We start from the raw sequence: 12,747 nt of genomic DNA on the forward strand, positions 1-12,747 counted from the left end.
CACCGTCTGTGGCTCCGTCAGACACACCGAACTTCCCAAGGTATATTGGAGCACTACTTCGTAGTCCCCTTCCGCAAGACCCGTGAACACCGGTGAACTTACAAAAGTCAATCCCCCGTCGATGCTGAACTGCAATGCATTCCCATTGGCATCTACAACTTCAATAGTTATAGTTCCCGTATCGCCAGAACTTATACAAGTAATATTCGTCTGAGAAATTGTATATTCTGGTGCAGGGATTGCTTCCACATTTATAGACGTAGTTGCCGTACAGTTATTGGCATCCATCACCGTAATTTCATATAATCCAGGTGTGGACACTGCAATTTCAGGAGATGATTGGAAATCTGTATCACTATTTACAAAATAGTAATAAGGAGGCGTTCCTCCTGAAGCATAAACCGTAATCACCCCATCCGTACAGGTAAGCGGTGTTGTTAAGGCTGCAGACACCTCAATCATTGGAGGCTCTACAATTTCAATTTCTTCTGAATGCAAACATCCATCATCGGTACTTACATTAACAGTATAATTTCCAGGATTTAATGAGGCAAATTCATAATCGCTCGCCATGATAGGTCCAACGCCATCTACAAAAGTTCCGCCTTGGTAAAGGCTATAGTAATATTGCGGTAAGGCTTCATTAACTGCTAAATGCACACTTCCAAAGTCACCATAACATTCTGGTTGGGTAATGTTACTAACCACAGAAAACTCTCTTTCCATCACATGTACACTCGGTGTCTCGAAAATACAAGGGTTGGTGTCTACTCCTATTTGTTGGATGTAAATGGTATAATATCCAGGGGAATTCACCGTAAACACATTACTAGATTGGTAATTCACACCATCAATACTGTATTCATATCCAGAAGGTACACCTCCTACGGTAATTTGGCCAGGTGTTTCACAAATGATGTCCTGAGCTGTTGCTGTAGGATTCAATAAGTTTTGATATACATTGAAGTAAAAAATACTGTAACAACCCCCTGGATAGTTGATTACCAACCTGAATTGTCCTGAGGTGTTAGCTGTAAAATCTGGACCTGTTCCTACTTGGTTCCAAGTACAGGCATCATTTTCGTTGGCACAATCTGGCGTTGCCACAGCTTCACAGCTAGACTCATCCAATTTCTCCCAAATAATAGAAGCAGCATCACTAATTCCGGTTAAAATATCACGTGAATCGTTAGCCCCACATAAAAAGATATTCGGCAGTTCCTTACCATCGTTTGGACAGATGACTACTTCATCTGCATAAGGAATCACTGGATTTGTTTGGGTGGTTCCATACAAGGTCACGGTTACCACTTCTTCAATAGATAAACAAGTTGCAGGCGCTGTATTGGTTACATAATAAGTTCCTGTTTCGGTTGCCGTAATGGTTTGTGTTGTTCCTATAACCGGTGACCCAGATGGGCTAGTTGACCAAGAGTATGATTCATAACCATCGGCAGCGGTTAATTCAACACTTCCTCCACACAGCACTTCTTCTCTTTCATAATCACAATTAGAAATATCCACTAAAAAGTTGGTTGGTTGCGGGAAGCTGTTACATTCTACAGAGACATAACTTGGTTGGTCTTCCACAGTGATAGAGCTAATTGCTCCCGTGTAGGTGGCAAAAGCCTGATTTACGATTTCGTTGGAACAAGCCTGACTTAAATCGTAACAATTTGGAACTACCTGTACCGCTAAACGAATCACAAACACAGGATCTCCAAATTCTACAGATTCATCAGGAATGTCGAACACAATAGTGCGTGTTACTGGATCGTAAGATAACAATGTTGCGCCTCCTGAGTTGGTCAAATCAATATCTGTAGCTGGATCAAAAACAATATTTTCAGGAAGAATATCGGTTAACGTAAAATTGGTAATATCTTCGTTTCCTATGTTTTGATAGCTTATTTCGTAGAACAGGTTTTGGCCTAAAATAACATCGTCTCCATTTATTTCATTTCCAAATTCATCCTCTACAATTTTTACCAGTTCTATTTCTGGTGAAATGATATCCACAGCAAAAGCACTGAAAAACGAAAACAATGGATCCGCTTGTCCTCTGGCTACCTGTAGTGTAAAAGATGCAGAGGTTTCACTGTGGTTTATGTATTCAGGCTCTGAATTTACAATTTCCAAAAAACCTGTATCATACCCCAAAGTATTTGTCCCTGAAGGATTTCTAGGATAAGACACTCCATTCATGTTTTCAATAACAGATCCAAAAAATTTGTTGGCAGGTCTTAAAGGGGTGGTAACCTCTTTGTTATTGATTTCAAGCTTAGTGGCTCTATTATTTTTATCTCCGTCTAAAACAGCATAAGCAAACTGTAAATCGATATGTCCTGCTGGAGGCGTCGTAAAGCCATCCACAGGGATTTCCTCATAATGATCATCGTAAATATGACTGAAACCATCAAAGGTTGTGAAGGATTTCATGTGAAGGTTAGGGTCTTCATAAATCACAAAAAGAGTCCATCCTGCCGATAGTCCCGTTGAGTAATTGGATCCTTCACTAGAAATAACATTGGCAACCGTATAGGTCCCTTCCACGTCAGTTAAATCTCCCAATATATCCGTTACCTCTGCATAACAAGCATAAGGCGTGTTTCCTGGTTCACCAGTTTCTGAGACAATAGGATTTACAACGGCATCGTATATAAGTTCTCCTGTAATATCTACATAAGAAGTACCTTCCGGAGTTTTGAACTTAACCTTATTTATATTGGTTCGATCTCCATTTTGAAGCGTCGCTCCCCAATACAAAGCGGCATAAGCTACCGAATAACAAGTAGTTTCACTACCGTCTTCTTGAGGAGGTAATACGATATCGGCACTACTAGAACTAAATGTAGAAGTGTCCGAATCTATATCAATGTATTGCATGCTGACATCTTGATTATCGATGGAATTATTATTCCCTGGCAAATTATTTTGACCAAGGATATTGTTTCCTATAACCAGCATACTCCCTTTTACTTCTATTTTCTCTCTAATGGTAAATGGTTCATAGGTTTGGGCCATTGTACCAAAGCTCATCAGTAACAGAAATAAACCTAAAAGGTAAGGTCTATAATAAGTAGGCGTTTTCATGGTGTTTCTGTTTTTAAATCCTATTTCCTCCAAGGGGCATTGCAGAAAACAGGTTTGCCATTACTACTATTAATTCAATTTTCTAATTTTTAAATACTTAATTCTCTATTTTAATTATTGATAGCTTCTGATTATATGGTCTATTACCTTTTGATTTCATCGCTTCATTAGCCTGTTCGATGGCATCAAATTTTTGGTAATAGATGTAATATTTACTGGTATTTACGTCATAGAAGAAATCCACATCGGTTCTTCCAGACGACACTACCTTCGTTAAGAAATCATCTCTCTTGGCAACATCGTTATGGACCGCCAAAATCATGTAATAACCACTTTCTACATTCTTAACATTTTTCACGATTTGGATATTTCCTCCAAGGTCTTCTCCAAAATTGAATTCTTCCGTTTTTAATGGCGCTGATCTCAATGGCGTACTTTGCTTGATATTTTTCAATGCCAACCTATCGCGCATGTATCTGTCATCTTCATTGTCATAGGCTGCACGTTTGATTCTACGTTTTCTTTCTATTTCGGTAGCTCTGTTGATGCCCTCCAAAGTGGTGGTTAAACTTGCTTTGGTATCCATGGCTTTCAATTGTTCAGACTTTAATCGCTTAATAGTTTTCTTGTAATACAACATTACAGGATCATTTTCTATTGGCGCAAACTGAAGTCTTTGCTCGTATAGCTCTTCCAATTCTTCAATACGCTGGGTACGGGTATCGATGATATGATCGATATCTGCCTTCAAGGCTTCGATGGCTCTGTTTTCGGCAGAGATACTCTTAAATGGTTTTGGAGCTACTACAATTCCTTGATCACCCAAATCATTTTCCTCTTTCAAATCCTTAAGATCCTGATTCTTTATCGCGATGGCTTCCTTATACCTCGTGATTAAGTCTACTTGTGCCGTACTGTCCGTTTCGGTCAACTTCGTAATTTCATTCATAGACTTGGCCAAATCGTCTGTGGCCTCCATAGCCTTTTGCTTGTCAGAGACTACTTCCTTGGCTTTAGCTTCCTCCGCCAATCTTGCGGCTTCTGCTTCAGCAGCCAATCTGGCCTCTTCTTCAGCTTGAGTTTTGGCCAATGCTTCGGCTTCCAATCTTGCTTGCTCTTCTGCCTCAGCCTTAGCTTTTGCTTCAGCGGCCAATCGAGCTTCCTCTGCTGCTTTTTCTTTTGCTGCAGCTTCAGCAGCTACCCTTGCTTCTTCCTCGGCTTGGGCTCTTGCTTTAGCCTCTGCAGCCAAACGAGCTTCTTCTTCCGCTTGAGCCTTCGCTTGTGCTTCAGATTCCAATCTTGCTTGTTCCTCAGCTTGTGCTTTAGTTTTTGCTTCGGCAGCCAACCTAGCTTCCTCATTAGCTTTTGCTATTGCTGCAGCCTCAGCAGCCAAACGAGCTTCTTCTGCTGCTTTTGCTTTCTTCTCAGCTGCTATTTTTGCCTTAGCTTCCGCAACGGCCTTAGCACGTTCTTCCTCTTCCAATCGTTGAGCTTCAGCTTCTGCAGCCAACCTTGCATCCTCCTCAGCCTTTTCTTTAGCTGCTGCTTCCTCTGCTACTCTAGCTTGCTCCTCAGCTAATGCTTTGCTTTCAGCTTCTTTCTCCAAACGTGTCTCTTCAGCCTCCGCTGCCAATTTTGCTGATTCGGCATCTGCCAATGCTTTAGCTTCTGCTACTAATTTAGCGTCCTCCTCAGCCTTAGCCTTTGCTTCTTCTCTACGAGCAATAGCCGCTTTTCTATTGGCTTCTGCCTGTTGTTTAGACTTTTTGGAAACAGGTTTTCTTCTCTTTTCAGGGAAGACAATGGCACTCACCTTGTCTTCTCTACTATAATAAAAACGTTCTGTATTATTAAATCTGTAGGCAAGAGTGATTTCATGTGAAGGACCAAAATCGGTGAACTCACCAACAGCCTTTTCAAAATTATATTCAATGGCAATTTGCGAGGTGATGTTCAATCCCACTCCTGCGGACGCTCCATATAATGTATTGTATCCCACTTGTCCCCAAATACCTTTAGGCACCATTAACATAGCCAAACCTGATACAATGGTTTCATCTGATCTGAACTCCGATCTTACCAAAGCTTGGAATCTACTTTGATCGAAGAAACCTCGGCTGTCCATATAACCTGTATACATAACATGTCCTTGTATTCCCTGATCTGGAATGTCCTTGATAAGCTGAGAAGCATTTACATTATAAAGCACCAAATTGGTCAACGCCAGTCCGAAATCGAAAAAGCCTGTACCATAATTGATTCCAGGATTTATGGTCAGTAAAAAATTGGAAGGGATGTTGTTCAATGAAGGATCGTCATAATTAGTCACAACATTTCCATTGTTCACACCACTTTTATAAGCGCCTACGTTCAACCCGAACGTAAGATTGTTTTCACGATTTAATTGTGCGTTGTAAGCGAAATTCAAAAGCCCTCCAAAAGTAGTCAGGACTCCATAATTTTGTTGGAACAGTCCAATTCCCATTCCAATATTTTCCTTAAACCTACCAGAAAAACTTCCCAAATAGGTTTGTGGGGCATCTTCAAACTGCACCAATTCCCTCTTATTGTTGAAACTAAGATATTTGTGTTGCTCTCTTACAAAACTGAAAGTTGGATTTAACACATATCTATTGAAACGCAAAGAATTACGTACCGGTATAGCTAACGATACTACCCCATCCTCTTCTTGAGAATAGGTCATCTGTACGGAACAGACTAGTAGTACTATGGCCAAAAGATACGCTTTCATATTACTTTACAACGGTTATAGAACCTTTTTTAGAGTCTTGTCCAGGACTGGTGATGATATAATAAAATACTTGAGTTACACTGCTAACTCCCAATTGGTTTTCAGGCCAATTGTTCATATAATTATTGGTTTGATGTACTACTTTCCCTCGGCTATCCATAATCACAATTTCTGTATTGGAACCACTCACATATTGCTGTGGAATTACCCAAGTATCATTGATACCGTCGCCGTTAGGACTGATAAGATTAGGGATGTTCCCTACCTCCGGGAAGGGATCGATAGGTTCTCCAATTACAAAGGTGAATTCTTGTGAAGTCTCACATCCTGTGGTTTCTGTAATCACAACTTTATAGGAACCGTAGTCATAAGCTTCATAACTAGGTTCTGTAGCCTCAGGAATCAAACTGCCATTAAAATACCATTCATAAATAGGGTTATTAGCCGTTGTAGTAACTTCTACCCACAAATAGTCTCCCTCTTCCAATTGATTATCCTCAGGAACATTAATTTCGCTTTCAAAACTTTCACTGATCAAATCAATAGAACCAGAGGTTTCACAACTTCCCAAATCAACTTCTACTGAATAAAATCCAGATTCATTAGTTTGATAGGTTTGCTCTGTTGCTCCAGAAATGGCCGCTCCATCTTTATACCATTGGTAGCTTACACCACCTATGGTTGCCAAAGTGGTCATACCTTGATCTGGACAAAACGGATTTCCCAAACTTGAAGCAATTGTAGCATCGGCCTCACCAGCAGACACTTCACTAATAGTTACTCTATTTGAGAACGAGTTGGAAGTACAGGTTCCATAATTGGTTTCAGCAAAATAGGTTCCTTCCTGATTAACCGACAACGTTGTTCCCTGTGAAATGAAAACCGCCGTAGTAGGTCCTGTTTCCTTAAACCAATTAAAGGTTAGGGATGGATAATTTAAAGGAGAATCATTTTCTCCCGTTCCAGGATTATCAATAGTTAACAAATAGCTTCCGCCAGAACAAAATGCGCCAGTGGACACCAAGTTATTAATTGAAAAAGGGCTATCCTGAATTTTATAATAGGCCGCAAAGGCCGTAGATTTTGCACTTGTAGCAACAGGAGCTGTACTTTTTATTCTCAGCTTATACCCTTCTCCAGCTGTAGTGGTCGGCAATGAAAAACTTAAAGTTGCCGGTGACACAGTAACAGCTCCTGGCTGTGAAGTGAATATTGTTGTAGGGGTTGAAAAATCCCCTTCGGGATCTGACATTTCGATGATGAACTGGTTGGAAGCTTCCAATATAGCTTCTGGAGAAAACACGAACGTTACATTATATGTATTGAACGACTCACTGGCACAAGCCTGACTAAATCCTAAGTTAGGCGTACCAATGACCAACTGGGCATTTGTTTGTTGCACGAACAACCAAATACAGAAACCAGATAGCAAAGTAAGTCTGTTTAAGATAGTAGTTTTTTGCATTCAATTACATTTAGCAATTATTCATTCTCAAATTCTTAAACCTTAAAGGTCAAGAATGTCATATCGTGATTTCAGTTTTATCAATCCGATTTAGGGTCTAAAAGGGTTTGCTTATATCTCCTGTTGTTTTGAAATATTAGCACACCCTATTGTATCTCCTATAAAATCATCTTAGGAAATCTTCCAATGCCTAGTCGGCATTGGAAGCATAAATTTTGTTGATACGCAATCTAAAGTCAGGACGTTTTGAATTGGCTAAATCGATAAACGTTTCAGAGTCACTTCCTTTAGAGTATACGTTAAAAAACGCGCGGTTTCCGTACCAGTTTTCCAAATCTTCATTATTGGAATTGTGCTCGGTGAAAATATTTCCGTTGCAGTTGTTGAAATACATTTCACTGAACTTGATACGGTCTAAGTTCTTATTATTGATAGTAATGTGGTCGTCAAGAATTACCGCTGGATTAAAACCAGAGATGACACTCTTACTCATTTCCAACGATGCATGTTGTGCAATGTACAGCGCCTCTTTAACCAAACCAACTTCGATATCGGAAGCTAAATTGTCGCTAACATTTACCAAAGTTAGGTTTTCAGCTTTTACAACCGTTCCTTTTTTCGTAAGGTCTACTTCATTCTTATCTTCATAAGAAGCAACATACATACATCTAGAGCCATCGGCTCCAGATACATATGGCGAACGGATAGCCAATGAATTGGTAATATGACATTGTGCACCGTAGTTAAATTTGTAGTCATCGCTACTACTTCTGTACGACACCATCTGTGTCATATTGAATTCTCCTCCAATAACAATGAATGAATTTCCTTCGCAATAGCTTACCATGATATTTTCAACAACGGTTTTATTTCCAACACCCGCAAGTGTCAATCCGTTGAAGAACCCAAATTCCTTGGTACGTCTTCCCGCAAATTCAATTCTTACGTATCTAAAGATTCCAGAATCGGATTCCACATTCTCTCCTCCATAGTTGATATATTCAAAAGAAGTAGGACGTAATCCGTAATTCACAGAAGATCCGTTTCCGAATTTATTGATTGGTGCATCTCCAAGAATGAACACTCCTCCCCAGTCACCTTCTTTCTTCACGCTTCTATTGGAAGAAAAAATAATCGGGTCGGTTTCCATTCCGTCGGCAACAATTTTTGAACCTTTACTTACTACCAAAGTTCCGTTGGTTTTAAAATCACCAAGGATTACAGTTCCTGGCTCAATTGTAAGTGTGGCTCCTTCTGTTACAAACACGCTACCTAATAATAAATAGGTATCCTTTTTGTAAAGCTTAGTGTCTTGTGAAATATTCCCACTCAAGATTTGAGTTGGCTCACCATAGTCTACATGGTTGGGTCTAAATTCGGTCCAGTTGTTTAACCAGTTTGTGGTTCCTATGATTCCTTTCTCCTGTTGGGCAAACAGATTAACCGCAGCCAAAAGAAACAAACATAGAGTCTGAGTAAAGTTTTTCATAAGTAATGTAATTATTAATAGATTAAGGGTCTTCTAACTGTTGATACATCAAAAGTATAAACAAATTCTACGAAATACAAAAAAAGTCGTTCAAATACATCTTTTCAATATAACTGTAGTCTAAAGCCTACTTTTTATAATTTTAAGGAAAGAATCATCTTACTTTCAATACATTACAGAATTTCTTTAATACTTTAAGAAATTTCAATCTTAACTTATTTGGTCGTTACAATATTACTTCTCAATTTTAAAAGCAGGGGTACACTTTATATTATGATATTGTAATGACTTTTTTAACTACTGCTTCTCCAACTCGGAAAAAAAACCCATCATCATATTGGGGTTTCTTTTTGAGTTTTGATAGCATACCTTATACACTATTCGTTTTATGAACTATTAAAAATCGTCGTACGTATGTAACGATTTTAATGTTTCCTCATAAAAGAGAATAGCCATGATTAAATTTGATTTATCTGAATAAGGTAAAATACGTTTTTGAAATTCGATGGTACTTTCAAAATAGTCCTTGGAAGCTTCAATATTATCCTCTAGGGCTTTTTTGTTATCCTTTGTCTCAGGAATTCCCATAGACGCCATTGTAATACCAGGCTTGGTAGCAAATGCAATATTAGGCAAGATTTTTACGATAACTTCAATTCGCTCCTTATAGAGCTCCAACAACTCTCCTTTTTGCATATGCTCCAACTGATCTCTGTCATGGTACTTTGCAATAGAGACCTTACCGCTAATAATACTAGGAGACTCCTCTTTATTCTTTTGGGCAAAACCAATGCCCGTAACAAGTATAAAAACAATACTTAATAGGGTAAATTTAGTTTTCATAGTTTAGATTTAAGGCGTTAACTGTAGCAAATTTATGCAATTAAACGTAAAAAACAAGCGTTTCATCGATTTTTTTCATAAATTTTACATAATATTCACCTAGAAGCTCTGTAGTGCCCACCACAGCTCTATTTCTCTAACAATCAACTATAAAACCTAAAACCCTTAACATTTAAATAACCGTACGTCGCAACCTAAGAGCGTTGGCAATTACCGATACCGAACTAAAACTCATAGCCAGGGCGGCCAACATAGGCGACAACAACACCCCAAAAAACGGATAGAGGACTCCTGCCGCAACAGGGACTCCAATGGTATTATAAATAAGCGCGAAGAATAAATTTTGTTTGATATTTTTCATGACGGCATGACTCAGATTTTTTGCCTTGACAATACTTTGCAAATCACCTTTCACCAAAGTAATCATGGCACTTTCAATAGCCACATCGGTGCCCGTGCCCATAGCAATCCCCACATCACTTTTGGCCAAGGCTGGCGCATCATTGATACCATCACCTGCTACAGCAACTATCTTTCCTTGACTTTGCAGCTGCGCTACTTCCTTCAGTTTATCCTCTGGCATCAATCCTGCCTTAAAATGAATACCATTAAGCTCCGATGCTACGGCATGGGCCGTTTTCTCATTATCACCTGTAAGCATTAGCACTTCTATTCCCAAATCCTGAAGTTCTTTGATAGCTTTAGCACTGGTATCCTTTATTTTATCGCCAGTCACCACATAGCCTTTCACTTTTGCATCCATAGCCAAATAAGACACTGTTTTTCCCTGCTCTTGAAAAGTTTGAACTTCCTGCTCCATTTCGGGAGTGATGCTTGCCCCTATTTCTTTCATCAATTTCAAATTCCCTAAAGCCACAGCTACCCCATTCACAGTTCCTTGAACACCCTTCCCTGTCAAGGATTCAAATTTATCTACTTCCAAAACCTTTATGTTTTGGCTTTTAGCATGCTTTACAATAGCTTCTGCCAAAGGGTGTCCACTATTACTATTAAGGGATGCCGCATATTGCTCCAACAGATCATGGTCGTCACTTCCATTCTCAAAACCTTCTATTTGTTCTACGATTGGCTTCCCTTCCGTGATGGTTCCAGTTTTATCTATTATTAAGGTATCTACCTTGTCCATGGTTTCCAAAGCCTGGGCATTTTTTATGAGCACGCCATTTTGGGCCCCTTTGCCCACTCCCACCATTACGGACATGGGTGTTGCCAATCCCAGAGCACAGGGACACGCAATGATCAAAACCGCAATAGCATTGATCAAAGCATATACATAAGCAGGCTCAGGCCCCCAAACCACCCAAATTATAAAGGTGATGATGGATACCAAAACCACTATAGGAACAAAATATGCAGAAATACGGTCGGCCAATTTTTGGATTGGTGCCCTACTTCTACTGGCTTCATTTACCATTTGTACAATTTGCGACAAAAGTGTATCGCTTCCCACCTTTTCGGCTTTCATGATGAAAACCTGGTTACCATTAATAGTCCCACTATTTACCTTGTCTCCTTCCATTTTATTTACTGGGATAGGCTCCCCGGTAATCATAGATTCGTCTACAGCCGATTCTCCCTGTACGATTTCCCCATCCACTGGAATTTTATCACCGGGCTTCACCTTCAGTAAATCTCCAAGAACAATTTTGTCGATGTTTACCACTTCTTCTTCACCATCCACAACTTTTATAGCCTTGTTAGGTGCTAATTTCAACAACTCCTTAACGGCAGAATTTGTTTTACTATGCGCTTTTGCTTCCAGTAATTGTCCCAACAATACCAAAGTCAATATCACGGTAGTGGCTTCAAAATACACATGTACAACTCCTGAGTCTGTTTTGAACTGCTCTGGAAATACATTTGGTACTACCAAACCGGCCACACTAAACACCCAAGCAACCCCTGCACCGATACCTATTAAGGTAAACATATTCAAGTTCCAGGTTTTGACACTTCTATAGGCTCGTTCAAAAAACATCCAAGCCGCATAAAACACTACTGGCAATGACAATACAAACTGCACCCAATTCCAATATTTTTGCGACATTATAGTGTTCAAGGGATTATTATGCCACATATCGCTCATCGCAATCAAGAAAATAGGAAGTGTAAAAGCTACCGCCAACCAAAACTTTTTCAAAAGCTTTTTATAGGTCTGCTCTTCGGCAGACAGTTGTGGTTTTACAGGTACCAGATCCATTCCACAAATAGGGCAATCACCTGCTTCATCTTTAACAACTTCAGGATGCATTGGGCAAGTCCACTGCTGAGATGCCACTGCAGCCAAGTTTTGCTCTTCTACTAAATCCATTCCACAGACAGGACAATCACCTGGTTTGTCGTATGTTTTATCGCCTTCACAGTGCATCGGGCAATAAAACACTCCTGTTCCCTGTCCTTTAGGAAGTGCTTCTTTTTTTGCCGGCTTAGGCTGTATTTCTCCCGGCATGTGTATACTATAACGTCCGCCATCTGCCTTTAGGGCATCTTGAAAGGTTTCAATGGGAATGTGCGAAGTCATTTCAATGGTGGCTTCAGCTGCTTCCAAATTCACATTGACATTAGAAACATTTGCTACTTTAGACAAGGTGGCTTCCACATGTTTTCTGCAACCATTGCAGGACATGCCATGTATATGATAGGTATGAACCATATGTAATATATTATATTGAATAGTGTAAGGATTTTCACGAAGGCCAACTTCAAAAGAAAATTCCCAAATTGAGTATAAAGGTACTACATCTTTTTGGGACGTTAGAAGCTTTTCACACCCACTTCATCTTCGCCTTTTGCTACTTTTCTGCATCAATTATTCCCATAAGGTTCCCATAGGGTATCCATAGGGTATCCATAGGGTTGCTATGGGGCAGCTATAGGGATGCTATATAAGGAGTGCCCAACCATTTATGATACCCTTTGAGAGCATCGAAAAACTAGAAATCTGCCCCTACATTAAACACAAAACACTTTGGTTTTGGTCATTCAGACCATAAAAAGCAAAAAATTATATTTTAAAACAGGTAAAAAGTTGTCAACTATTACGTTTTCGTTAACTATTTCCCTAAAAAATGGCCTATTACATGA

Annotated in this window: 5 protein-coding genes and 1 pseudogene; all 6 read right to left on the reverse strand. The window is 39.5% G+C overall.

Features of this window, described 5'->3' with window-relative positions:
• A pseudogene (locus tag ZA06_RS08830) lies at positions 1–3,093 on the reverse strand (T9SS type B sorting domain-containing protein); the annotation flags it as partial.
• A gap of 97 nt (positions 3,094–3,190) precedes the next feature.
• Positions 3,191–5,845, reverse strand: coding sequence for a PorP/SprF family type IX secretion system membrane protein (locus ZA06_RS16765; protein WP_082331986.1), 2,655 nt, complete (start codon positions 5,843–5,845; stop codon positions 3,191–3,193).
• 1 nt (position 5,846) lies between these two features.
• Positions 5,847–7,310 (reverse strand): T9SS type B sorting domain-containing protein, encoded by a 1,464-nt coding sequence (locus ZA06_RS08840; RefSeq protein ID WP_053977113.1) that lies wholly within the window; start codon positions 7,308–7,310, stop codon positions 5,847–5,849.
• 190 nt (positions 7,311–7,500) lie between these two features.
• Complete coding sequence (locus ZA06_RS08845; protein ID WP_053977114.1) at positions 7,501–8,799, reverse strand: hypothetical protein; 1,299 nt, start codon at positions 8,797–8,799, stop codon at positions 7,501–7,503.
• Between the two features lie 396 nt (positions 8,800–9,195).
• The gene (locus ZA06_RS08850) at positions 9,196–9,642 is read right to left on the reverse strand and encodes a hypothetical protein (protein WP_053977115.1); all 447 of its coding nucleotides are present in this window, start codon (positions 9,640–9,642) and stop codon (positions 9,196–9,198) included.
• 172 nt (positions 9,643–9,814) lie between these two features.
• Positions 9,815–12,316, reverse strand: coding sequence for a heavy metal translocating P-type ATPase (locus ZA06_RS08855; protein ID WP_053977116.1), 2,502 nt, complete (start codon positions 12,314–12,316; stop codon positions 9,815–9,817).
• Between the last annotated feature and the right edge of the window lie 431 nt (positions 12,317–12,747).

The organism is Mangrovimonas xylaniphaga (genome assembly GCF_001280435.1).
Classification (GTDB): Bacteria; Bacteroidota; Bacteroidia; order Flavobacteriales; family Flavobacteriaceae; genus Mangrovimonas_A; species Mangrovimonas_A xylaniphaga.